This is a genomic window from Shewanella pealeana ATCC 700345 (genome assembly GCF_000018285.1).
In the GTDB taxonomy this organism is placed as follows: Bacteria; Pseudomonadota; Gammaproteobacteria; order Enterobacterales; family Shewanellaceae; genus Shewanella; species Shewanella pealeana.
On sequence record NC_009901.1, the window covers coordinates 659052 to 683971 of the forward strand.

A 24920-nucleotide genomic window follows, 5' to 3' on the forward strand; every position below is an offset into this window, starting at 1 on the left:
TTGAAGTGATGATTGCTTCAGCAATTCTGTATTACGGAGCCTATTTATGCTGTGTAAGATCCCTGATATTGCCAAGGGTGTGATTAGTTTATTTGCCAGTGGACGTTTGTCGACCGAAGATTATGGTCAGATCATGCAGCCATTGATTGAAAGTTATCGTGATACGACAGGCAAGACCTGCATCTATGTCGAGGCCGATGTGTTACTCGAAGGCTGGCAACATCAGTCGTTAGCGGGCAGTGGCCAGGTGCAATTACCTAGCTTCGATGCACTTGTGCTGGTAGGTGGCCCCGACTGGTTTGGTAATGCTGTTAGGCTCATGGGGCCGTTTATGCAAGGAGAGGTGGCTTGGTATCCTTTGGAGCAAAAAGACCTAGCAGTAAAATGGATCGCCGCACGTACCGACTCGTGTGATTAGTTTTGTGACTCAATTTTGTTATCATTGGCCAAGATTGTTTTTTATACGTATAAAAATAGAAGGATTTAAAAATGTCTTTATCTAAACTGTCAGGACTGTCGTTGGTTTGTGCACTGGTTTTTGGACTGAGTGCCTGTGCGCCAGAAGTTGGCAGCGAAGCTTGGTGTAAGCAGATGAAAGAGAAGCCATCGGGCGACTGGAGTGCTAATGAAGCCACCGATTACGCAAAGCATTGTGTATTTAAATAAATATCAATAGTTTATCGACTCACATTGAAAATGAGAGCAAGTTCACTAAGAGTTAGATTTTATCTTGTTCAAAGTGAACTTTACGTTATCATGTGAGTCATACTGGTTAGATGTGTTAACTGTAAGAATTACAACCCAAATTAATAGGTGCGACTTGCGTTTATTTACTCCTCAATCTCTCTATAAAATGGCAGCTCTGCTGATTGCCGTTGTTCTCCTGCAGTTTGCAGGCGGCAACATTGGCGCTCATCAGTTGCATTTAGGAGATCATGAGGAAGAAAGCGCACAGCATCCACATGTGCAGTTTACCGCCGACGTAATTACGTTAGCCGAATGTGTAGACTGCACCTGCTCACTCGATCCACAAGCGAGTGTGAGTGTCGAAGAACCCGCACACAGCCATACTGTAAGTAAAACCGAATCTAAAAACTTCGATCTGTGTCTCGACTGCCCTTGTCATGGTGGTCATGTGACGACTATGTCATTTGTTACTATGGTGCCATCAGTGCCTGTGAGCGACGAACTAAACAGTCTCGATGCCCAATATTTACCACCAGAACAACTTCCAGATTACCGCCCTCCTATCGTTTAACCCTATCGGGGTTGAAGTTTGGACGGATGACTTTTACATCTTTTGCTGTATGTCATTCAAAGCTTAACTTCCTCTTCGTTAAATCTATATCAAAATTACTGTGTGAATCTTGCTGTTACAGGCCTAAGGTCGATGCTCTGCATCCGTTTGAGCTGTTAAATAGTAATATCCACGCGATTGTTATATCGATTTATACCCGAGCAATAGTGATTCAACATAAGCGCAAATAATTGCCATTGGCGGCGCTTTAGATAGTTGAATTAATGTAATTGCCGGGTCGATAGGATCCGCGATGAAAAAAAACATAATCGCTAGTCTGTTGTTAGGCCTTTTCGCTGGCTCTGCAACAGCTAATCAAGCTATTGCTGGTGAAGCTAATGCTAATCAAGCTAATGTTAGCCAGGTTAATGTTAACCAGACCATGGCTCATGCACAGATTGGTGCTAGCGTAAGTCAAGCAGGCCAGTTTAACGATTGGCTTCCACAAGTGATGCAACGCTTTAACGGCTTAGCAGAAGTCAAAGCGCAAGCTGCGCGTCGTCAGCAGGCATTGATGAGCATCGACGCCGCAGACAAGGCTGTTTATAACCCAGAGCTGGGTTTGGGCTACCAGAATGCCAGTGAAGACACCTATAGCTTAGACATCAACCAAACCATAGACTGGGGCGATAAGCGTGGCGTGGCGACACGTATTGCGCAGCTAGAAAGTGAAATCTTACTCTCTAGCATTGCGCTTGAGCGCAACCAAATGTTGTCTGAGAGACTACTGGCGCTCACCAGTCAAAGTCAGGCGCGTAAGGCGCTAGAGTTTCAAAAGCAGCAGTTTGAAATTGCCAAGGCTCAACTAGATATTGCTCGTCAGCGTACCGAGGTGGGGGATATCTCCAGTGTTGAGCTACAACTGATGCAACTCGATGTAGCGAGTAACGCCGCCGATTACGCATTAGCAGAGCAAGCATCAATCGCCGCCGATGGCGCGGTTTTAGCTCTATTTGGTGAATTTGAATTGCCCTTCGAGGATTTCGTTAACGCACTGACGTTACAAGCCAGTCACATTCAAGTCTCTCCTGAGCTCCCCGCACTTAAGAGTGCTTATCAGCAAGTGCTGATGGCCAAGGTTAGCACCGAGCAAGCCAAAGCCGATGGCAGTGCAGATCCAAGTATAAGTCTTAGCGCCGAACGTGAAGGTGAAGAGAATAAGTTTGGTGTTGGTGTGTCTATTCCACTGCAGATCCGCAACAACTATAGCGAGGCAATTGCCGTCGCTAATCAAGGCGTAGTGATTGCCGAGCAGACCTACCTTGCTGCTGAGCGTATCTTGCTGCAGCAACAGAAACAATTTTCGTTAAGCCTTCCAAGATTGACCCAGCGCTACCAAGACTGGAGCGAGCTAGTACTGACCTCTGGTTCTAAGGCTGCGAGTTCATTGTCACAACAGTGGCAGGCAGGTGATATCAGTACAAGCGACTATCTACAAAGCCAAAGGCAGATGAGCGGCAGCTATTTAGCGGGCTTAGCGCTCGAATCTGCGCTTTATGAAAGCTGGCTGAGCTGGATGGGGGCAAGTGGACAATTGGAAGGCTATCTCAATAGTCAATTATCGACTCAGGGCGGCTCGGCTGCTGGACAGGTAAATTAGGGCTTTGATTATGAAAACGAACAATAAAGAAACGGTACAAACAATGATGCTTAATAACGGCACGGCTAAATCTCGCTTATTCGATCTTAATGCGATCACTCGCGCCATGAGCTTCGGCTTCTTTATGAGCCTCACCACGGCATTTGTGTTGCCAACGGTAGCAACCGCTGGCGATGGCCACGATCACGATGCAGAAGAGATCGTATTGATTAAAACACAAGACGATGGTCATGATCATAACGCCGAAGAAGCTAAAGCGCACGATGACAGCCATGAACATAAGGCTGAAGAAGCCAAGGCACACGATGATGACCATGCTCATGATGCCGAAGAGGTGAAGGCAAAAGATGACGGACACGGCCATGGTGAGGAAGAAGCGGAAGAGGAGGCCCACGGTATCGAGCTGACTGCCGCGCAATTAGCATTGGCTAAAATTGATGTGGCTCAGCTTAGTGAGCAGACTTTCAGTCTAGAAGATGTGGCGACAGCAACCATAGTGGTGGATAGGGACAGAACTGTAACTATCGCGCCTCAGGTGGATGTACGCGTGCTAAAAAGAAATGTGGTTCCGGGCCAAGAAGTGGCTCAGGGTGATGTATTGCTAACCCTTGGCGGGGTTGCGGTTGCTCAGGCACAAGCCGATTATATCAATGCCGCAGCTGAGTGGAGTCGAGTAAAGCGTATGAGCGCCAGTGCGGTGAGTGCTAGCCGTCGTTTACAGGCGCAGGTGGATGCTGAGCTTAAGCGTGCCATTCTAGAAGCGATGAAGATGACACCAGCACAGATCAAGGCGCTGGCTAATGCCCCTGAAACTATCGGTAGCTATCAGCTAATCGCACCGATTAACGGTCGTGTGCAGCAAGATATCGCGCTATTAGGTCAAATCGTACCTGCAGGTACGGCGCTGATGCAGCTAACCGATGAGTCACATCTTTGGGTGGAAGCAGAATTAACACCGACTCAAGCCGAGAAAGTCAGCCTAGGCAGTAAAACCGTGGTTAAAGTGGGTGACAAGAGCATGGAAGGCACCATTATCGGTCGTTCACATGAGCTTGATAGCGTGACGCGTACCGAGCAGATCTTAGTGGCGTTTGAAAACGCAGGTCATGTGCTACACGCCGGCCAATTCGCTGAACTTTACCTACCAGATGCCTCTCAAGGTGGGGTGATCCTACCTGATTCGGCGTTGACTCGTAGCAGCGATGGTCATTGGCAGGTATTTATCGAAGGCGCTGAGGGCTTCGAAGCATTAGAGGTTGAAGTGGTTGAACGTCAGCGCGGCATGAACTTAGTTCGTGGCTTAACGAAAGACATCAAGGTTGTTGTCTCTGGGGCATTTTTCCTAGCCTCTGAGCAGGCTAAATCTGGTTTCGACATCCACAATCACTAAGAGGCTGCTGCTATGTTACAAAAACTCATAGACGTTGCCATTCGCAACCGTCTTTTGGTGATCTTGGCACTTATCGGAGCCATTATCGCCAGTGCAGCCATGCTGCCAAAATTAAACTTAGATGCCTTTCCTGATGTAACTAACGTACAGGTAACGGTAAATACCGCCGCCGAAGGCTTAGCGGCAGAAGAAGTTGAGAAGCTAATCAGTTACCCAGTTGAGTCGGCGATGTATGCCTTACCAGCGGTAACCGAGGTGCGCTCACTGTCGCGTACCGGTTTGTCGATTGTGACTGTGGTATTTGCTGAAGGTACGGATATTTATTTCGCACGTCAGCAGGTATTTGAACAGTTGCAGGCTGCGCGCGAGATGATCCCCGATGGGGTGGGGGTGCCTGAAATTGGTCCGAATACTTCGGGACTGGGTCAGATCTATCAATATATTCTGCGTGCAACACCTGAGTCGGGTGTTAATGCAGCCGAGCTGCGTAGCATCAACGACTACATGGTAAAACTTATCATGATGCCTGTGGGCGGCGTGACTGAGGTGTTATCTTTTGGTGGTGAAGTTCGTCAGTACCAGGTGCAAATTGAGCCAAATAAACTACTGAGTTACGGCCTATCTATGGCGCAGGTAACTAGCGCGTTAGAGAGCAATAACCGCAACGCCGGTGGTTGGTTTATGGACCAGGGCCAAGAGCAGCTCGTGGTGCGTGGCTATGGTATGTTGCCATCGGGCGATGCAGGCCTAAAGGCTATCGCGCAAATTCCACTGACTGAGGTTGCCGGTACGCCAGTGCGTGTGGGTGATATCGCTAAGGTGGATTACGGCAGCGAAATTCGCGTTGGTGCCGTGACCATGACGCGCCGTGATGAGGCGGGTAATGCCCAAGACCTAGGTGAAGTCGTCGCTGGCGTAGTACTTAAGCGCATGGGCGCCAACACCAAAGAAACCATCGATGATATCAGTGCTCGCACGGCGATGATTGAACAGGCGCTACCCGACGGTGTGTCGTTTGAAGTCTTCTATGACCAATCAGACCTTGTGAACCAAGCAGTAACGACGGTACGTGACGCCCTATTGATGGCATTCGTGTTTATCGTAGTTATCTTAGCTCTGTTCCTAGTCAACATCCGCGCGACCATGTTGGTGCTGCTGTCTATTCCGGTTTCTATCGGCCTTGCGCTGCTTGTGATGTCTTACTTTGGCATGTCGGCTAACTTGATGTCCTTAGGTGGTTTAGCCGTGGCTATCGGTATGTTGGTAGATGGCTCGGTGGTGATGGTGGAGAACATCTTTAAACACCTGACTCAGCCTGACAGACGTCATCTAGCTAATGCTCAAAAGCGTGCCTCTGGCGAAGACGATCCTTACCACGCCGATGAAGATGGTACTTCGACGGCTTCGCATGATGAGTCGAGTGCGGGTATTGCCATGCGCATCATGCTGGCAGCAAAAGAGGTGTGTAGTCCAATCTTCTTTGCAACCGCAATCATCATAGTGGTTTTCGCGCCGTTGTTTGCGCTAGAAGGGGTTGAAGGCAAGCTATTCCAGCCGATGGCGGTGAGTATTATCTTGGCGATGATCTCAGCCTTGCTGGTGGCCTTGATCGCGGTTCCAGCGCTTGCGGTGTACCTGTTTAAGCGTGGTGTGGTACTGAGAGAAAGTGCCGTACTTAAGCCGATTGAATCGGTTTACCGTAAGCTTCTAAGCTCAACCATGGCGCATCCTAAAGTGGTTGGGATCACGGCCGTTGTGATGTTTGCAATGAGCATGATGCTGCTACCAAGGCTGGGTACCGAGTTTGTACCTGAGCTGGAAGAGGGCACCATCAACCTACGTGTGACTCTTGCGCCAACCGCAAGTCTTGCGACCTCTTTAGATGTTGCGCCTAAGCTTGAGGCCTTGCTGCTTGATTTCCCTGAAGTGGATTATGCCCTTAGCCGTATCGGCGCCGCCGAGTTGGGTGGCGATCCCGAGCCGGTGAACAACATAGAGATCTACATCGGCCTTAAGCCTGTCGATGAGTGGGTTAGTGCGAGCAATCGCTTCGAGTTACAGCGTAAGATGGAGGAGAAACTTAACGTCTATCCTGGTCTGTTGTTTACCTTCTCTCAGCCAATTGCGACTCGCGTCGATGAGTTGTTATCGGGTGTGAAGGCTCAGCTTGCGATTAAGATCTTTGGCCCAGACTTAGATGTATTGTCTGAACGCGGTCAGGTGCTAACAGAGTTAGTATCACAAATTCCGGGTGCGGTGGATGTGTCATTGGAGCAGGTTAGTGGTGAGGCTCAGCTAGTGGTTCGCCCTAAGCGTGATCAGTTAGCGCGTTATGGCATCAGTGTCGATGAGATCATGGCACTAGTGAGCCAAGGTGTGGGTGGCGCGAGTGCGGGGCAGGTGATCGACGGTAACGCTCGATACGACATCTATGTTCGTTTAGCCGAGCAGTATCGTAGCTCGCCAGATATCTTGGAAGATCTACTGTTAACGGGCGTAAGTGGTGCAACCGTACGTCTTGGTGAAGTGGCCGATGTAGTCATCGAGATGGCGCCGCCTAACATTCGTCGTGACGATGTGCAGCGTCGTGTGGTGGTACAGGCTAACGTTGCCGATCGTGACATGGGCTCAGTGGTAAATGATATCTACGCTATCGTGCCACAGGCGGAACTGCCACCGGGTTATACCGTTGTGGTGGGTGGCCAGTATGAGAACCAGCAGCGTGCACAGCAGAAGTTGATGCTAGTGGTACCTGTCTCTATCGCCTTGATTGCCTTGCTACTGTACTTCTCTTTTGGTTCGGTAAAGCAGGTCGGCCTGATTATGGCTAACGTACCTTTAGCTCTAATTGGCGGTGTTGTTGCGCTGTTTGCCAGTGGCACATATCTGTCGGTACCTAGTTCAATTGGCTTTATCACATTATTTGGTGTGGCAGTGCTCAACGGGGTGGTGTTGGTGGACTCGATTAACCAGCGCCGATCTAGCGTCAAAGAGGAGACAGATGAGTCCCTCTATGATGCCGTTTATGAAGGTACAGTAGGGCGTCTGCGTCCGGTACTGATGACGGCACTGACCTCGGCTCTGGGCTTGATCCCTATTCTGCTTTCTTCGGGAGTCGGTAGTGAGATCCAGCAGCCATTAGCCGTGGTGATCATCGGTGGTCTGTTTAGTTCGACCGCACTGACCTTACTGGTATTGCCAACGCTTTATCGTTGGATCTACCAAGGCCGTAAGTAATGCTTGTTTGCCTGTGGCTCACTTGAGCTGCAGGCAGACTGTAGTAATAGCTATTTATTGAATTGATTCTTTACCAAGGATGGTAAAGAGGGCTTGATAATGGCGGTGACGCATTAGTCTGCCATCACCGTTCCATCTTGTTTTTTAGATACGGTTCGCCAGCCGTTAAGCGGTACTTTATTTATTCAGACGCGAGCTGAAATTTAGTTTGCGGTAATGCCTAACCATCTCAATGAATAAAGTCCCAGCTAGGCTAGCTTATTTAGTACGCGGAGCAGGAGTGCTCCGCATTTTTCCATCATTCTCTCGGCCAAAGAAGACGTCTTAGGTACCAAGGAATAAAAAATAAAGCAAAGCATAAGGTATACAGAGCGCTATAAAGAGGACTATCACCCCGCTTAGGCCTGTAGTAAGTGCAATAGCCCGAGTAACCTATGAGGGCATAGCAAAACCCCACACTCCCCGATAACAGCAATAACGCTTCTGCTAGCCCCTCATTTTGTGAGGCTAAATACGTAAATAAAGCCATTGGCAACACCATCAATACGCTGCCAACCAGCTTTGCAAAAAATTCTGACGCTGCAAATTTGCGCATAAAAAACACCTAAAATTCCCTTTTAATGGACCTTAGCACAACCTAGTATTGCTTGTTAACTGACGCAATAAACAGTCAAAGACTGCTTAGATAGAGCGACTAGCTATTAGCTAGTGGGTGCGACTCGGTAGAAATGACTTAATGACATTCAAAATAAGCAACATGCATGAGAGCGCAGTCAGCAACATGCCCCCGTCTCTAGTTACGCCCTATAGCAATCTCAACTATCTTTAATGCAGTGCTCAATTCGAATGGGCAAGAGGTTATAGCTAAGCTTTGGAGGAAAGGCATGATAGTGAGTCAGTTGCGAGCCTTGGGCTGGCAAGCCATGCTCCTGAGTCTGCTTGTTTGCTTAATCCTGTTTGTGGCTCCTAAGCTACAGGCTAATGAGTGGGAGTCGGTAGAGACGCCTTATGCGAGTCACGCCAGTGCCATTGGCGGTTATGCTAATGGCTGTCTAACAGGCGCTCAGACTTTACCTCTAGATGGAGAAGGCTATCAAGTTATCCGCCCTCAGCGACAGAGATACTACGGCCATCCGGCGCTTATCGAATTTATTCAGCAGTTTGCCGCGAGTCTCAATCGGCAGGGGAGTGATGATATTTTAATTGCTGATATGTCTATGCCAAGGGGAGGCAACTTCACTTACGGCCACAGCAGCCATCAGATAGGGTTAGATGTCGACGTTTGGTTCAAGCAAGCGAATCAGCCGCTAACTTCAGAGGAGCGAGCACAACCAATAGCGCTAAAACTCGTTGATAAGAAGCGGTTTGCACTCGACACTCAGTTATGGTCGAAGCTGCAGACGCAGATGATTAAGATAGCGGCACTGGATGAGCGAGTGGCACGAATTTTTGTCAGTCCAGTGATAAAGCAGCACCTGTGCGATTTAAGGCTAGAGAATGATACCTGGCTTAATAAGGTAAGGCCTTGGTGGGGGCATACTTATCATATGCATGTCAGGCTGAGTTGCCCTAAAGACAATCCGCTCTGTCGGGATCAAGCTAGCATACCCGTTGGCAATGGTTGTCATGAGCTTGGCTGGTGGAAGCGTCAGTTGACGCAAACTCAGACTACTCAAGCTGCCAAGGCTAACAAGCCCGCCAGCAAGCCTAAAAAGAAAAAAGCCAAGGTTAAACCTGAGCAGTGCTCGCGAATGATTGCAGCCAAATAAAGGCCCGTAAAAACAAGCCGCCAACAGTGACTCTTCGGCGGCTTGTGATTTCAACACTTGATGAGCGCTACTGGCTTTATTAAAGGTACGCTAATGGCTTTGTTAAACATTACGCTAATGGCTTAACGCGTAGCCGCCTTTCAAATGAGAGATTTGTGAAAAGCCTAATCTGTGCATGGCTTGAGCGGCAACCATAGAGCGACTACCACTGCGGCAAACTAGCACCCAAGGCTTATCCTTTTGATGTTGCTGCTCATGGATAAACTGCACGAGTCGAGTTAAAGGCACGTTTTGACTCGACTCCTGTGGATGACTAAGCGCGTATTCATGGGGCTCACGAATGTCGATTATCCGTACCTCATCCTTGCTGTCTATCGCAGCGGCTAAGCTCTTAGCATCATACTCTTTGATTGCTGACTTATCGCAGCTCCCTACGTAGGCACCACACATGATCTCTGTGCCAACTTCATCATTAAGGTGGCTGTCTAGTTTCGCCTTACGGGCAATAAAATCGTCCACAGAAACTTGATCCATGAGCACGGCATTAAGCAAGGTGTTACGCGACATTTCAGCAGGCAAAGTGGTGGTGAACTCGTGGTTGTAATCATGGCTGGCACAGATAAGAGTCGCTGGATTTATTGTGCAATTAAGCAGCTTAAGGCTATGAAATAATGCCTGACTGGAGCTTGAATCAAAGTTAGTGCGGCCAAGGCTGCCCATCAAGATGGTGTCGCCACAGAAAGCGAATTTGGCTTGCTGATGCAGAGTCTTATCACCTAGATTCAATGGGCACAGAATGAGGCTAATGCTGTCGGCAGTATGTCCCGGAGTCGGTACTTTGACCAATTGCAGTGAGCCAATCTCGATAGACTCATATTGAATGCCTAAATGCTCAACAGTTTGGGTCTGATAAGGCCAGCCCAGAATATCGCTATCTTGATTGGCCAAATAGCGGTTAGCTAATACGTCACGACCTGATACATGGTCTGCGTGCCCGTGGGTGTCAATAATCGCTTTTACCTCAAGCTGCTGGCATTGCAGTAGTGTATCGAGTCTATGTTGTAATTCAGGAAGAGGGTCGATAATCACGGCCTGCTTGCTGTTGTTATCGACATAGATCCAAGTGCAGCTGGCGCCAGCACCAAGTTGCAACAAGCCATCTAGCGGGGTCTTATCGTCGATATCACGGGAGCGATCTAACACCATACAGCTTTGAGTTAAGGCTTGTGATGCGGTTTTGATACGTTCACAAGCAATATCGACATCGGCCTGAGTCATGGCTGGGCCAAATGACATTCTGATAGCCGATTCACTTTGCCAAGCTGGCAGGCCCATGGCATCGAGCACAAAACTGCGGGTCACCTTAGAGCTGCAGGCTGAGCCAGAGCTGACACGAATATTGGCGGCATCGAACAGGTCCATGATCTCTTTGCTGCTAAAGCTGGGTACGGCAAAGTTAATCGTCGTAGGCACACTGTGTTCAAAGCTGTTATTAAACACGATGCGGGGAAAGCACTCGGTTAAGGTGTCGGCAATTTGCTGTCGATAACCTTGCAAGGTTTGCTGGTCGCTAAAGGCTGAGTCTTGGGGGCACTGCAACATCTTAAATATGACATTAAGCGCCGCCATACCAGGCAGGTTCTCTGTGCCAGAGCGTAGGCCGCTTTCTTGACCGCCACCGGCTATAAAAGGGGTAAAGGGGGCTCCATCACGAATATAAACAAAGCCGATACCTTTCGGGGCATAGAGTTTGTGACCACTAAAAGGGGCGTAATCTATGCTGGTTTGCGCTAGGTTTAGTGCTGTTTTACCCAGAGCCTGCACGCAGTCGACCATCCAAAAGGTATCGGGGTTTGCATCTCGAATGGTTTTCTCTAGCTGCTTAAGATCTTGAAAGACGCCGGTTTCATTGTTCACCGCCATAGTGCAGATCATCAATGCGTTTGGTACGTGTTGAGCAATAAACTCATAATCTAATATCCCAAACTCATCGACAGGTATCGCCATGATCTGCGCCGGTATATCTAACACGGTTAGCCAATGTTTTAACGACTCAGGCACGGCTTTGTGCTCGGTAGCGCCATAGAGCAGCTTATAGGTTTGCCCTGTTTGGATCTGTTTTTTTGCTGCAAGTAGCGCCGATAGAATGGCGGTCTGGATCCCTTCGGTTGCACCGCTGGTAAAGATCAGCTTTCCTTCGCCAGTTCCCAGTAGAGTGTGGGCTCTGGTGCGTGTCTGCTCCATCAAGTGTTTAGCTTGTAAGCCGGTAATGTGGCTACTACTCGGGTTACCAAATAATGTCTGCATTGCTGCAAGTGCTGCGGCAGCGGCCTCTGGTAGAACAGGTGTAGTTGCATTTGCGTCGAGATAAACTTGGGTCAGTTCATTGTGGTTATGCATGGCGTAAGGCCCTTTATTGTTATTTTACTTACAATGAAAACTATATATTCTTTTTGGGTATAACTAATGCTGGTTGGCTGTATTAGCAGTTTGGGAATAATGATCAAGATCACGTTTTTCTATTGGTGAGGTTTTTATTAGGGTTTTTATTTGCGGGTTAGATCGCACTAAGTAGCTGCTTAACATTGGTTTGTGTGGATTAAGGAAGAGAGAGAATGTCAATTAACATAAAAAAAACGCCCATCTAGGCGCTTTTTAGAAGAAGGTGGCGAGCTTGGCAAACCAAGCGCTATTGGTCTATGTCAGACTTCACCTGATCAATAAGTACCTGCCATTGGGGATACTCTTTTAAGCTTTTTGAAAGCTCTCCCCATGGTGCCATGACTTGTTGTTGGTAAGCCAATGAGTCGCTTTGGCCGCGTTTTAACTGATACAGATAATAAAATGCCGATGCGCGGAAGTTGGCTGCGCAGTGCACTAAAATATCTTTGTCTTGGTTAGCGTCCATTATGGCAAAAAACTGTTGAACATTTGCAACAGTAGGCTGTTTCCAGTCCACATCAATTTGCTCGTAGTCCATGCCAGCTTGTTTAACTAGCTCTGCTTCATTGGCATAACCAGTAGGATTATCTTTTGGGATTAAGTTAATCACTAGTTCTACACCAGAATCTTTAAGTACTTTGAATTGAGGTTGCGTTGGCAAGCCTGCCGTTATTACCTTGTTACTACTAAACTGCACAGCTTTTACCTGCTGTAAAGCATCCGGTGTAATGGCTGCAAACGCCATAGGGCTAAGCAAGCTAGTGAGTAATAAAATAAAGCGCATCTTGGTTTCCTTTTGTGTACTCATTATCAACTTGTATAAGAGTGACTCACAAGGCATAAGTTCAAGAAGCAGAACAAATAGTTAGTCTTAATACCTAGACTTAATGCTTAGACTTTGACCTTAATCACCACTTTACGCACTTGGCTAGCGTTATCGCCTGTTCCAGGCATATGAATATCATCCGGGAAAAATAACGCAAACATGCCGGCTTTTAGTGGAATAAATGCCGCATCATCTTTGTTTGATTCATAGTCATAGTTAGCGTAATCATGCTCAGCATAATAGGCTTTAGACGGTGTCTGATTGGCCAAAGGCAGGTAACCAAATTCTTCTTCACCACTTACCACGTATTGCACATCAATGTATTGCTGGTGGACTTCAAATGCTTGCTGCTCTTTAGGCTGTGTTTGATAGTCATTAACAATCACAAATAGATCTTTGCCTTCTAGTTCGTACTTGCCGATTTCTAGTTGACTAAAATCGGTTGTAGCTAGGTGCTCAAGCGCGCTAGCAATACGTGGATTAATGGCTTTGTAGATGTCGCGGTTAGCTAAAGTATCAACAATCATGATGTTTACTCAAAATAATGCCTAGTGACTTTGGGTCAACTGGAAGGATTAGACTTAGACAAACCGGTGAGATTTGTCATTTATGCTGGCAAGTGTAGCGCTAACTTGAGTCAGGCGATACAGGAGTTCACTTCAAACTGGATGCCTTTGACTTCAAATGCCTGTTTGAGCTTGTTGCGTCCATGAAGTTGCATCCATGAAGTTGCAGGTTTACTGTATGGCGTGTGCAGAATGAAAGCTGAAATAATTCAATATTAAGGATGAGTGTGTCTCCATTACGGTTTATCGCAGGCCCCAAAGCCTTTAAAACGCTCAGTGAAAATGACTTTAAACCAGAGCTGTTTACCCAGCTGTTGGCCGCATCGGGTGGGCCTAAGTGGATAGGTATCGCAGCACTAGATCGTTATTTGTTTAGCGAGTTTTTTAAAGACTTAAATCAGCCGTTACATACTTTAGGGGCTTCATCTGGGGCGTGGAGATTAGCGTGTTTAGCGCAGGCAAATCCAAGTGCGGCTTATGACCGATTAGAGCAGCTGTATATCGGTCAGCGCTATGATACTAAGCCTACAGCGGTAGAAGTATCAAAACAGGTGGCCGGGATTATTCAAGGCTTGCTAGGCAGTACAGGCGCTATGGAGATTATTAGTCATTCGCAGATCAATAGCCATTATATCGCCTGTCAGGCTAGGCATATTAATCGCCTCGGCGGGCACGCGCCGTTGGCTCTGGGTTTAGCGGCTGCAGCAATGACAAATTTAGTCACACGTAAGAGTCTAGCTTGGCATTTTAAGCGTTGTGTTTTTGGCGTTGAGCAAGGTGTTTCCCCCTATGCAGAGCTTAAGGATCTACCCAGTGAGTTTTACGCTCTCTCGCAAAACAATATTCATCAAGTCTTATTAGCAACGGGCTCAATCCCCTGGGTGTTAGCGCCAGTGAAGACCATTGATGGCGCGCCAAAAGGCCATTACTACGATGGTGGGATCACCGACTACCACTTTGACTTACCACTTAAGCAAAGCCAAGGCTTGACCTTGTACCCGCATTTTTACCCAAAGATGGCACCGGGCTGGTTCGATAAATCGCTACCTTGGCGTTTGGCTAAGGCTAACTATGATAATGCTCTTATCTTAGCCCCCAGTGATGCTTACCTGCAGAGTCTGCCCTACGGCAAGCTACCCGATAGAGGGGACTTTAAACATTTAGATAGTGACAGCAGGATTAAATATTGGCAAAAGTCGGCATCGATGAGTAAGAAATTAGCCGATGATTTAGCTGAAGTTATTGATAAAGGCCTACTGGCTGAACGTTTAGAACGGCTATAGTTTCTGCAATAAATCGCACTATGTTGCTGTCTAATTAGTGAGTACCTAGTCATTTGTGCTCGCTGGCTGAAATTTGTGCAGATGCTACACTTTAGCTTTATTGGCAGCGGTAAAAATGATGTGACCTACCTATTTAAAGGAGGGAGGTTATTATGCAGACTCAAGAGATGGCATTATTGGCGCACGACGCCTTATTGTTGCCTGGAGGGCGGGTCGAGATCCGCGTGATCGCTCCTCGTTGTCTGAATATGATCGCCGAGACTCTCAAGGGGCATTATCCTCTGGTGTTCGGTATGAGCAAAGCCAATAGTAACCCTCCCTGCTATGAGACTGCCACTCAGTGTGAGGTCATTGATTTTAACCAACTCGATGATGACTCTTTAGGGATTATTCTCGAAGGTAAGCAAAGGGTTAAAATTCTTTCAGCGGCTGAGCGTCGAGATGGAACTTGGATCTGTCGAGTATTGCCAAGCAATAATTGGCAGCAAGAACCTATCTATGGTGAGTTTGAGCTTATCAGCGCCGCACTGCAGCAGTTTTATGAGGTCAATCCTGAGCTATTCGGCCTGTATGAGAACGATATCCATCTCGAAGATGCTTCTTGGGTCAGTCAGCGCTGGTTAGAAGTGTTACCACTGTATAATCAGGATAAATTACGTCTGCTCAATCAGCCTAACTGCCATAAGACGATGAACTTCGTATTAGAGCTAATCAAGTCTCACGCTAGAGACAATCCTCACTCTTAGTTTTGTATAGAGTAGTTTTGTATAGAGTAGTTTGGTATAGAGTAGCTTGATATAGAACAGCTTGATATGGAACAGCTTGATATAGAATAGCTTGATATAGAATAGCTAGATATAGAACAGCTAGATATAGAATGGCCTGATTTGAGAGCCTCCTGCTCTAGAGTCGAGGCCGTTTTGATAACTAGTTATTTCCGCTAGCGATAGGTTCAGATGGCAGATTGTTTATTGATAGTCGATAGTTTTTTGATAGTAGACCGAGTTTTGCTAGAGTAGCGTCACTTCTGTTTAGCCCTCTTATGTTTTGAGTCTTATGAGTTCCTCTGTTCGTGCCACCCAAGCTTCTTATGTAGTGTTACCTGAAACGGTAACCGATAAACCTACCGTGCTTAGCTTCCTTGTGAGCCAATTTCCAGCAATAGCCGAAGCGGTTTGGCAAAAGCGCATTGTTGACGGTAAAGTCCATTGGCGTGATGGCACGCTTATTACGGCTCAAACGGCGTTTATTCCCCGCGAGCGGGTCTACTATTACCGAGAAGTGGAGCAGGAGTCATTAATTCCTTTCAAAGAAAAATGCTTGTTGCAAACAGACGAGTTTCTGTTGGTATTCAAGCCTCACTTTTTGGCGGTCAATCCGAGCGGCAACTTCGTCAATGAGTGTCTGGTGAATCGGTTACGCTTAAAAACGGGTAATCAGCAAATCGTCGCGGCTCATCGTCTAGACAGAGCGACGGCGGGGGTGATGTTACTGAGTCAGAAGAGCGAGACTCGTCATGATTATCACGAGTTGTTCAAGAGTGGCCAGATCCAAAAGACCTACCAAGCGGTTGCACCATTAAACAATCAAATCAAGCAAATGTTAGAGCAAGGCTCTCTGACTCTGCCTATGCATTGGACGGTGAAGAACCGGATAAGCAAAACGACTCCCAGTTTTAGAATGTGTATTAGCGACGGGGAGGCGAATAGCCACTCAGAGATCCGTTTAATCGAGACTTTTGGAGGCTATGGCCTGTTCGAGCTAGTCCCTGTAACGGGGCGGACTCATCAACTCAGAGTGCATATGATGAGCCTTGGCATGTCTATTCTTAATGATAGACTCTACCCCGAGTTACTCGATAAAGCCGCTGATGATTTTGCAAAGCCACTCAAGTTAATGGCAAGGCGACTCAGTTTTACCGACCCCATCACTGATGAAGATGTCGATGTGAGTTGCGACGGCTTTAACCTACAAGATGAAGTACAAAATCTATAAATGTTATTACTGACTTTTGATAGATTTATTCTTGCTAGGACCTAGGACCTAGGACCTAGGACCTAGGACCTAGGACCTAGGACCAGGCTTAGAACGCTCGCATGCTCGCTTCGAGGACGTTTCGCGGCGTCCTGCTATAAAGCCAAAATACGGCATTTATCTATTAGCCTTGGCTTTTCCGTCTTAGCCTTTATCGGCTGTTACATCTTAGCTTTTACCTAGGATCTCGAACCTGCTTTTCCTAGGGCCTAGGCTTTATGACCTAATGCCTTGGCGGTAAAAACTCGGTTTCGCTCATATCTGAATGCAATACGCCAATTTTGGTTGGTGCGCCGTCGGCCGCAATCTCCACAACCCCTATGCCACTGTTGTTGACTAAGCGTTTACTGCGCTCGCCATTGGGGCGTCGACCACGAATAGACATACGTTTACGCTTAGTAAAAAAGTTAAGCGGTGAGAAATGCCCATACAACCAACCATTAAGCTTATCGAAGATCGGCAGTAACTTTTCGGGGAATTGATTCTTAAAACCACTGCAGGTGATCTGATAAATTTGTGGCCCCCCATGACGAAAACGAATCCTGACGTCATAGCTAAATGAGTAGTGCACATCGCCCGATAGAATGATGAACTGCTCCGGTGTTTTTCGGTGCTGGAAGATGCTTAGTAAGGTGTTTGCCGTGCCGGGGTGGGCCATCCAGTTTTCGGCATCGACCAGTAATGAACCGCCACATAGAGTCGCGACTCGCTGAACGGTTTCAATCAGCTTCACGCCGTACATGGGGGCGGGGGATACGATGATGACATTAGGCTGGTTAACCAGTTCGGCTTGAAACTCCATCAAGGCTTCCCAGTCCATTAACCCAGAGGGTTTCCCTAAGTTAGACTCACTGCGCCAGCGTCGAGTACGGGTATCGAGAACGAGTAACTTCGGCGTGGTTTGTAGGCTGTAATGCCAGTGCTCAAAACTCAGTAGCTTTTCGATGAGTGCATCCTGGGCATCGGCTGTAGGCTGCTCAAAAAAGCGATTCAGATCTGGGGTGATCTCGCCATCGAAGCGACTCGGTGCATTGCCGAGCCCTTGAAAAAGAGTATAAGCAATTAATGCATTGCCTATTATTCGCTTTGAAAATGCATGGCCATAGGCGGCTAACTCCCACCTAGCAGTAAGATTCCAGTCATCGGTAATATCGTGATCATCGAAAATCATATAGGTAGGCACATGTGCCATTAAGCGCCTCACTTGTTTTAAGCCTGCTTTAAATTCGAGTAAGTGGGTCCACTCTCGCTGCCACCTTTGGTTGTGGGTTTTACTTAACCCGCTCACATCTTTTGGAATTTCAATTAGCTGCCACAGCTCTGGCGACCAATAAAGTAGATAGAGCGCAATTAACTCATTGAGGCTAACCAGATGGTTTTCTGCAATCGAGGAGGTAAATATCGGGTGATTGATATACCAGCTTGTAATGGCGGTCTTTGCCTTGTACTGGGTCTTGGGCAGCAGGTTTATGTGCCGCTGATACATGGCGGCAGGCTGGTAACTGATCTGGCTAGAATCTGTAAGCGGGGCATCGACAAACTCTTCTTGATTAAGACCCAAAATCTCGATGACCTGACCAATGGCAAACAGCATCGGGCCAGCAACATCATCAACATAGACTTGATCGCCACTCATCATTAACAAGGCGGGGCGCTGGTTGATATTTGGGTTCTGCAGCAATTGGGTGTCGGCGGCAACTAAGGCGTCGCTACTGTGATGGTGTGCGTTACGACAAGATCCATGCAGCAGCTTATCTATTTGAGGCTTGACGACAAACTCACAGGGCTTTGTATCGGGATAATTTAGTGTGTCTAAGTCATCAAATAGATTTTTCGCGTTAGCATCAAATACTTGATATTGCAGAGTGGTGTTTCTGGGCAGCAGCTTATCTTGGGAAACGTTTATCAGGTATTGAAAGGCATGCTCACCGAGGCGAATACAGTGCGCTTCCTTATCGCTTAGCTGGCGATCAAACTCTGCGCCCATAAGTGCCAAGCGTAAGCCAGATAAGCGCTCGCGACTGACAAACCACAAGGTGAAGTGCTGCTCGTCGCAGTGTCGCAAAATAGGGCCGGCAATAATGAGAGGCAGGGAAGTTGCAGATGGCATGGAGAGACTCTTTAGTAAAGTAGGCTTTTTCAAGAGTAAACCAGTGCTTAGAGGATGAAAACCCCTTAAGCTAGGTGACTGACTTTTTGGCCCATTTTATGGATTAATGGATGGTAACTATGGCAAAGATTATGGTGACGGGCGCAACAGGTTTATTGGGGCGGGCCGTGGTCAAGCAGCTAAAGCAGTGCAGTGATTTTCAGGTAATAGAGTGTGGATTTAGTCGAGCGAGTATCGGTATTGAAGTGCTAGATCTCACTCAGTCGGAGCAGGTATTTGAATTCGTGGCTAAACACAAACCCGATGCCATAGTACACTGCGCCGCAGAGCGTCGCCCCGATGTGTCTGAGCAAGCCCCTCAGGCCGCATTAGCTCTAAACGCGGAGGCTAGCGACTCGTTAGCAAAAGCCGCCAGCCAAAATGGGGCCTGGCTGTTATACATCTCCACCGACTATGTGTTTGATGGCACAGCCCCTAAATATGAAGAGTCGAGTCAGACTAATCCTGTTAACTTTTACGGCCAGTCAAAACTACAAGGGGAGAACCTTGTGGCTGATTCTGAGCCTAGTTTTGCTATTTTGCGCCTGCCGATCCTCTATGGAGATGTGGAAAGCCTAAACGAATCCGCAGTTATGGTGTTACTCAAGCATTTACTCGCCCCTCATGTGGAGTACCTCGATGACTGGGCCGTAAGAAGCCCAACTTCAACGGCAGATATCGCCGTCGCCATCCACGAGATGTTAGTGTTGCAGCTAGCTGGAAAGCAGCTCTCTGGGCGTTATCACTTTAGTGCCGAGGAGACCATGAGTAAGTATCAGATGCTATTAGTCATGGCAGAGATCCTCGGGCTAGACACGGGACACCTCATTGCTGTGACATCCCCCACAGATAGCGCTAAACGTCCAAAGGACTGCAGCCTAAGCTGTGAGCGACTTGCCAGTTTAGGGATTAAAAGCAGGCTACCTTTTAAGGTCGGAATAGAGAGCGCCTTGTTGCAGTCTTCAGTTGTACAGCAATGGCTTGCTCAAAGATGAAAACGATAACAATAAAGAATGATTACCCATGATAACAATGAGCCCCATGATGAATACACGTTTTAAAAATCTACTGATACGTAATCTTGGGGCAACCGATCAATTAGCATTGTTGAGATTTGGCGCTCTCTTGCTGAAGATAGGCTTAACCTTTTTTGCTGCAGACACCTTTGGCTTATCGCTTACTAGCCCGGTTCTCTACTGGGGAATGAGCCTAGAGGCTCTCTATTTAGGTTTTACTTTCTGGCACCGTAGCTCGATTGCTCGCCTGGATAACGGTTTTTTCATCGTGTTGCTGATTGATACCCTGTTTTGGATCTCCTGGCTCTATTTTACCGGAGGGGCTACGAATGCATTTATCTCTTTGTTGCTGCTACCGATTGCAATTGCCGCAGTGGTACTTCCTCAGTGGGCGCCCTGGGCCTTAGCTCTGTTGTCGACTTTCGCCTATAGCTTGATGATTTTTTCTGTGCCCGAGAGCCAGATGAAGCACCATGGCATGGATATGAGTTCTCACTATCTAGGCATGTGGTTTAACTTCCTGATTTCGGCGTTAGTGCTGACTACCAGTGTGGCCTATATTGCCCAACGCATGCGTAAACAAGAGGTTGAGCTAGGTTATATGCGCGAGGCCCAGCTACGTCAAGAAAGGCTATTAGCGCTTGGTACGGCCTCGGCACAAATGGCCCACCAATTAGCCACGCCGTTGGCGAGTCTACGTTTGCTGGTGGATGAAGCCGTTGAAGAGCAAACCAGTGAGCCTGAAATTTTACAGGAGATGAACACGGCATTAGTCCGCTGTGAGCAGACGCTAAACTCGCTGCGAATGGCCACTGAGTCTATTCGTGAGCAGAGACAGAGCTTGTTAACGGCCCATGAACTGCTGTCAACGCTCGAGCAGCAAGTGCTGTTGTTAATGCCAGAAGTTACCTTAGAGCTTAAGTTTTGTGAGCGCGCTGCCGCGCAGGCTGCAGAAAGTGCAGTGATTAAGACCGATGCCAGTCTGCTCCCCGCGCTACTGGCATTAGTTGAAAATGCCAGTAGCGCCAGTCAAGCCTATACCGGTGAAGCCCGAGTGGTGGTATCGGCCCTAGTTGGAGGGGATAGCGATCGACTCTGTGTTTCAGTTAAAGATTTTGGCGCGGGGATCCCCAAAGAGATGCAGCTGCAGCTGGGGCGCAAGTTGATTGAGAGTGAGCGTGGCATGGGCATGGCACTGCTCTTAAGTAACGCGAGCTTCGAGCGCTTGGGGGGGCAGTTACTTCTGGGTAGCGCTAAAGAGGGAGGCACTGTTGCCCAAGTATGTTTCCCTGTTTGGACTGGCGATACAGATGGAGAGTGTCATGAATAATAAGCTGCTCATTATTGAAGATGATACGGCTTTAGCAAACGTGCTGGCTCGCCGTATGACTAAGCAAGGATTTGAGTGTCAGCAGTGTCACGATGCCAGCCAAGGCTTGTTGCTAGCTAGGCAATTTCGTCCGACTCATGTGTTGTTAGACATGAAGTTAGAGCAGGAAAACGGCCTTAAGTTGATCTCGCCATTGAGACAATTACTCCCGGATGTGACTATGGTACTGTTAACGGGATATGCCAGCATAGCGACTGCTGTGGAGGCTATCAGATTGGGCGCCGATAACTATTTGGCAAAACCTGTCGATACGCAAACCCTGTTAAGTGCGTTATCGGTGACGTCATTTGATAATGATATGGATCCATTAGTCGAGGAGCCATTATCGCCTAAACGTTTAGAGTGGGAGCATATTCAGCAGGTGCTAAATGTCAACCGCGGCAACGTTTCAGCTACTGCTAGGCAGCTTGGGATGCATAGACGAACTTTACAGCGTAAATTATTAAAGAAGCCGACGGCGGATCATCGTTAGGCCTAATGTCGTCCATTTTGCACTTAGAGTGTGATGTATTTAAGGTGAGGGAAATCATAGACTTGTTGCTGAGCGAGTATTGCTGTGGCTTAGCGATGACCACAATACTTAGGGGGGTGCCCAAATATTGTGGTCTATATAACGCTAAAGCAACCAGTTGAACTTGTGTTATTTGTGTCTGGCTAGGATTTAATATCGGAATAGATAAGCCATTGACGCCTTCCCATCTCCAGGACCATTCCCGTCGCTAAACCTGCAGCAGTATTGACGAGTAAGCAGATCGCAGCCGTTGATAAAATTACAAAAATACAGAAAGGCTTACCATCGATAAATCGTTGTGACCACGCTAATTGCGTGCCTGCGATAGCCAGTAGGCTACCTAAAACCGCAAGAGGAATAAGCGATAATACCCCCGCGATGCCTTGTCCCCAAAACGCTGCAATCAGTAAGCAAGTGCTACCGAAAATCGTTGGTGCTAACCAGGTACGTGCGCCAAAGTGATACTGTACGGCAAGGCCTCCGGCACCATGGCACATAGCTGTGGCACCAAAAGGCGATAATAATAAATTAGCCCAACCTGAGCTGGTGGCAAAGCGCTTAGGCGCAAAAGCTTCTGCACCATCTTCTGGAAACTTCTGTTTCGCCATTGCAGAAGTGGCAATGACAGCATTTGTCAATGTAAGCGCTAGCTGAGGTAGCACCAATAAACCTGCTGCAGAGGTCCACTCATCTATGCTTGGCCAGATAAATTGCCATGGCGCGGAGACAGAAAGATCGAAACTTGGGCTAGTGCCACTATTCAGTTGCCAAACTATGCCAAGGGTTATGACTAAAGGCATTGCAAGGTAACGCATTGGCAAAAATTTACTCGCAAACAGTGCGATAAAGGCGACGAGGCCGATTAGCCAAGTTTGGCTCATCATCTGGCCGCCCATCCAGATAAGCTGTAAGCCAATGGCTAATTGGATACCGATACTTATGGCGGGTGACAACTGTTTTGCCATCCAAGTTATTGCGCCGCTATAGGCTAGTACTAACAGAATGATCCCCATTAACATGCCACTGGCTTGTAACATGCCAGGCGTTAAGCCTTGCGCAATCACTAAAGCGGTAATCACCTTCATCGGTTGCACGGGGATAGGGCGACGATAATAGAACGCGGTAAATAACGCGAATAAACCAAACCCCATAAATATCCCTTGTGGGGAGAAGTGGTTGAGGGCGATTAAACCTAGCGCGAGGGGGAGGAAGGTACCTAAATCGGCGAAGGCGCCGCTAAACTCTCCTGAATATTGGTTAACACTATCAAATTTATTGGTCTTACATCTCATATAGCTTGCCGTGGGAAAAGAACGCTTTAACTATCGCAAGAATGATGCCAGTTTTTCTGGGGAGAATTGGGAGCAAAATGCTGTTAAGACGGCAATTATCCATCTAGGTTGAGACAAATTGGCTGGAGGTTTTAATTAGAGTGGTCAATTGGTCTAATATTCGTAACCACTTAATTTTGGTTGATGGTTGGTGAGAAACATAGTGAAAAGCCCAGAGTGGTTAAACTCTAGGCTTTTTTATCTATATGATTTATCGCAGTTTTTTTGAGCAGTGATTTTTATGGCTGTTGACGCGTAGGGGCTAATACAATTTCACGTACACATACGTTTTGAGGTTGTTCGAATGCAAATACAGCGGCATCAGCAACGGCTGTTGGCTCAATGACGCCGCCCATGAACTCTTTCCACTCGTTGTAACCTGCTTTGATCTCTTCATTTGTGGTATGGCTTAAAAGTGCTGTTTCAACTGCACCAGGAGCGATAGTCACCATACGTACATCATCCATAGCCACTTCTTCACGGATGTTTTCAGTTAGTGCATGTACTGCAAATTTTGTTGCACAGTAAGCGGCGTGATTCGGGAATGTTTTACGCCCTGCAATAGAACTAACGTTGATGATGGTGCCAGTCTTGCGGGCCTTCATATCTGCAAGCACGGCGTGAATACCGTTAAGTACGCCCATCACGTTGATGTTAAGCATACGGCTCCACTCTGCAGGATCTTGAACATCTGCAGCGCCTAGTAGCATGACGCCAGCGTTATTAATTAGGCAGCCTACAGGACCAAACTTTTCTTCAGCTGTTGCGATAGCCGCCTTCATTGCATCGGCATCGGTCACATCTACACTAATTGCTAGGCTGTTGTCTAAACCTAGTGCTTGCATCGGCTCTACACGGCGAGCCAATAGAAGAAGTGGATGGCCTTTGGCGCTGAATGCTTGAGCCATGGCTGCGCCAATACCAGAAGATGCACCTGTAATAACGATTAATTGTTTCATATCAGCCTCAAATGTGGGGTGTCTTAGTGATTGGTGAGTATTCTAACCAACAGATTATTGTTGATATATAATCTACAGAGAATATGATTGTTTACATATGACGCCTAATATCGCGCTGTACTCTGAGATAACACGAGTTTCTATTTATGTATCAAGACTTAAATTTAGCAGATGTTCGTGCCTTTACCGTGATTGCGGAAAAGGGCAGTTTTACATTAGCAGCCGAAAAGCTCGGTTGTTCTCGCTCTCACCTTTCTAAACAATTAACACAGCTTGAGCGCTACCTTGGGGTGACATTGATTACTCGCACCACGCGAGCCCAGCGGTTAACTGAGCAGGGACAGTTTTTCTATGAACGCTGTCAGCATGCCTTAGATGTGATGGAGCAAGCGGTTGCAAAGACGGTCGATGATGCTCACAACCTGCAGGGTAAGATCAATATCAACTGTGTGGGCGGCTATATCGGTGAGGAGATAGTGAATCAGTTGGTGAATGACTTTATGAGTCTGCATCCTAATATTCATATCCACCTCGACTTTAGTAGCCAGCGAGTCGATTTGGTGCTGGATGAATTTGATCTAGTCTTTCGAATGGGGGAGCTAGAGGATTCAGGCTTGGTGGCAAGAAAGTTGATGGATATCGCTAATTGCACCTTGGCATCGCCAAGATATATCGCTAAACATGGTCGCCCTGAAAATCCAAAAGAATTAAAGAGTCATGCCTGTGTAACTGGCTCGGTTTACCATTGGAATTATCATCGCAGATCGGATAAAACTCAGAAGACCGAGGTGACCATTACTGGGGCATTGTTGTGTAAAAATGGCAGAGTAATGAAAAGTAGTGCATTAGCCGGAAATGGCATTGTACGCCTGCCGGAGATCTATTGTAGTGCAGAGCTAAACAAGGGGGAGTTAGTGCATGTATTCGATGACTGGACTATATCGGATACCCCGCTTTATCTGCTGTATAGCAAAGACCAATTTCAGCCCGCTAGGCTCAGGCAGTTTATAGAATTTACCACACAGCACTTTATGAAGTATGTCGAATTGCCAAATGCTTAGGCTGGCTGAGTTAACACGCTTATCTAGGCAATCGTAACTTATCCACCTTTTGGACCAAT

General features: G+C 47.4%; 21 protein-coding genes. 14 read left to right on the top strand and 7 right to left on the bottom strand.

Translation table 11 applies throughout. The features are described from left to right. Nucleotides 1-46: 46 nt before the first annotated feature. The 6 genes from SPEA_RS02875 (at nt 47) to SPEA_RS02900 (ending at nt 7524) form a co-directional block, all read left to right on the top strand. Complete coding sequence (locus SPEA_RS02875) at nt 47-418, top strand: SpoIIAA family protein (RefSeq protein ID WP_012153802.1); 372 nt, start codon at nt 47-49, stop codon at nt 416-418. A gap of 71 nt (nt 419-489) precedes the next feature. Continuing rightward, on the top strand, nt 490-666 hold the full coding sequence (locus SPEA_RS22595; RefSeq protein ID WP_012153803.1) for a DUF3012 domain-containing protein: 177 nt from the start codon (nt 490-492) through the stop codon (nt 664-666). A 187-nt stretch (nt 667-853) separates the two neighbouring features. Next, nucleotides 854-1258: a hypothetical protein gene (locus SPEA_RS02885; RefSeq protein WP_041411249.1), complete on the top strand. Its 405-nt coding sequence runs from the start codon at nt 854-856 to the stop codon at nt 1256-1258. 292 nt (nt 1259-1550) lie between these two features. After that, complete coding sequence (locus SPEA_RS02890; protein WP_012153805.1) at nt 1551-2897, top strand: TolC family protein; 1347 nt, start codon at nt 1551-1553, stop codon at nt 2895-2897. A 10-nt stretch (nt 2898-2907) separates the two neighbouring features. After that, nucleotides 2908-4287: an efflux RND transporter periplasmic adaptor subunit gene (locus SPEA_RS02895; RefSeq protein WP_012153806.1), complete on the top strand. Its 1380-nt coding sequence runs from the start codon at nt 2908-2910 to the stop codon at nt 4285-4287. 12 nt (nt 4288-4299) lie between these two features. Beyond that, nucleotides 4300-7524: an efflux RND transporter permease subunit gene (locus SPEA_RS02900; RefSeq protein ID WP_012153807.1), complete on the top strand. Its 3225-nt coding sequence runs from the start codon at nt 4300-4302 to the stop codon at nt 7522-7524. A 298-nt stretch (nt 7525-7822) separates the two neighbouring features. Here the strand turns inward: SPEA_RS02900 and SPEA_RS02905 are convergent, their stop codons facing one another. Then, complete coding sequence (locus SPEA_RS02905; RefSeq protein ID WP_041410797.1) at nt 7823-8119, bottom strand: hypothetical protein; 297 nt, start codon at nt 8117-8119, stop codon at nt 7823-7825. A 289-nt stretch (nt 8120-8408) separates the two neighbouring features. Between SPEA_RS02905 and mepA the strand changes: the two genes are divergently transcribed. Then, nucleotides 8409-9293, top strand: a complete 885-nt coding sequence (gene mepA / locus SPEA_RS02910; protein ID WP_012153809.1) for a penicillin-insensitive murein endopeptidase — start codon at nt 8409-8411, stop codon at nt 9291-9293. A gap of 114 nt (nt 9294-9407) precedes the next feature. On the opposite strand, the gene SPEA_RS02915 is transcribed toward mepA, so the two are convergent. From SPEA_RS02915 to SPEA_RS02925, 3 genes are all read right to left on the bottom strand, one after another. Further along, nucleotides 9408-11693, bottom strand: a complete 2286-nt coding sequence (locus SPEA_RS02915; RefSeq protein ID WP_012153810.1) for an aminotransferase class V-fold PLP-dependent enzyme — start codon at nt 11691-11693, stop codon at nt 9408-9410. 289 nt (nt 11694-11982) lie between these two features. Beyond that, nucleotides 11983-12519, bottom strand: a complete 537-nt coding sequence (locus SPEA_RS02920) for a protein tyrosine phosphatase family protein (protein ID WP_012153811.1) — start codon at nt 12517-12519, stop codon at nt 11983-11985. Nucleotides 12520-12626: 107 nt separating this feature from the next. Further along, entirely contained in the window at nt 12627-13088 is a 462-nt protein-coding gene (locus SPEA_RS02925) for a NanQ anomerase/TabA/YiaL family protein (RefSeq protein WP_012153812.1), read from the bottom strand. Between the two features lie 266 nt (nt 13089-13354). Here SPEA_RS02925 and SPEA_RS02930 point away from each other — a divergent pair, with 266 nt between their 5' ends. The 3 genes from SPEA_RS02930 (at nt 13355) to SPEA_RS02940 (ending at nt 16405) form a co-directional block, all read left to right on the top strand. Then, on the top strand, nt 13355-14410 hold the full coding sequence (locus SPEA_RS02930) for a patatin-like phospholipase family protein (RefSeq protein ID WP_041410800.1): 1056 nt from the start codon (nt 13355-13357) through the stop codon (nt 14408-14410). A gap of 152 nt (nt 14411-14562) precedes the next feature. Then, the gene (locus tag SPEA_RS02935) at nt 14563-15156 is read left to right on the top strand and encodes an LON peptidase substrate-binding domain-containing protein (RefSeq protein WP_012153814.1); all 594 of its coding nucleotides are present in this window, start codon (nt 14563-14565) and stop codon (nt 15154-15156) included. Between the two features lie 310 nt (nt 15157-15466). Next, the gene (locus tag SPEA_RS02940; protein ID WP_012153815.1) at nt 15467-16405 is read left to right on the top strand and encodes a pseudouridine synthase; all 939 of its coding nucleotides are present in this window, start codon (nt 15467-15469) and stop codon (nt 16403-16405) included. A 262-nt stretch (nt 16406-16667) separates the two neighbouring features. On the opposite strand, the gene SPEA_RS02945 is transcribed toward SPEA_RS02940, so the two are convergent. Then, complete coding sequence (locus SPEA_RS02945) at nt 16668-18554, bottom strand: alkaline phosphatase D family protein (protein WP_012153816.1); 1887 nt, start codon at nt 18552-18554, stop codon at nt 16668-16670. A 119-nt stretch (nt 18555-18673) separates the two neighbouring features. Between SPEA_RS02945 and SPEA_RS02950 the strand changes: the two genes are divergently transcribed. The 3 genes from SPEA_RS02950 to SPEA_RS02960 are packed head-to-tail and all read left to right on the top strand — an operon-like array spanning nt 18674 to nt 21471. Beyond that, complete coding sequence (locus SPEA_RS02950) at nt 18674-19588, top strand: dTDP-4-dehydrorhamnose reductase family protein (RefSeq protein ID WP_041411252.1); 915 nt, start codon at nt 18674-18676, stop codon at nt 19586-19588. Between the two features lie 46 nt (nt 19589-19634). Next, nucleotides 19635-20939 carry an ATP-binding protein gene (locus SPEA_RS02955; protein ID WP_041411253.1) on the top strand — a complete coding sequence of 435 codons (1305 nt, stop codon included), beginning with the start codon at nt 19635-19637 and terminating at the stop codon, nt 20937-20939. Then, on the top strand, nt 20932-21471 hold the full coding sequence (locus tag SPEA_RS02960; RefSeq protein ID WP_012153819.1) for a response regulator transcription factor: 540 nt from the start codon (nt 20932-20934) through the stop codon (nt 21469-21471). Before SPEA_RS02955 ends, SPEA_RS02960 begins: the two co-directional genes overlap by 8 nt. A 182-nt stretch (nt 21472-21653) precedes the next feature. On the opposite strand, the gene SPEA_RS02965 is transcribed toward SPEA_RS02960, so the two are convergent. Both SPEA_RS02965 and SPEA_RS02970 read right to left on the bottom strand, forming a co-directional pair. After that, nucleotides 21654-22802: a putative sulfate/molybdate transporter gene (locus SPEA_RS02965; protein WP_012153820.1), complete on the bottom strand. Its 1149-nt coding sequence runs from the start codon at nt 22800-22802 to the stop codon at nt 21654-21656. A 278-nt stretch (nt 22803-23080) separates the two neighbouring features. After that, nucleotides 23081-23800, bottom strand: a complete 720-nt coding sequence (locus SPEA_RS02970; RefSeq protein WP_012153821.1) for an SDR family oxidoreductase — start codon at nt 23798-23800, stop codon at nt 23081-23083. A 146-nt stretch (nt 23801-23946) separates the two neighbouring features. Here SPEA_RS02970 and SPEA_RS02975 point away from each other — a divergent pair, with 146 nt between their 5' ends. After that, a complete protein-coding gene (locus SPEA_RS02975; RefSeq protein WP_012153822.1) occupies nt 23947-24861 on the top strand; it encodes a LysR family transcriptional regulator in 915 nt (304 codons plus the stop codon). Nucleotides 24862-24920: the final 59 nt, after the last annotated feature.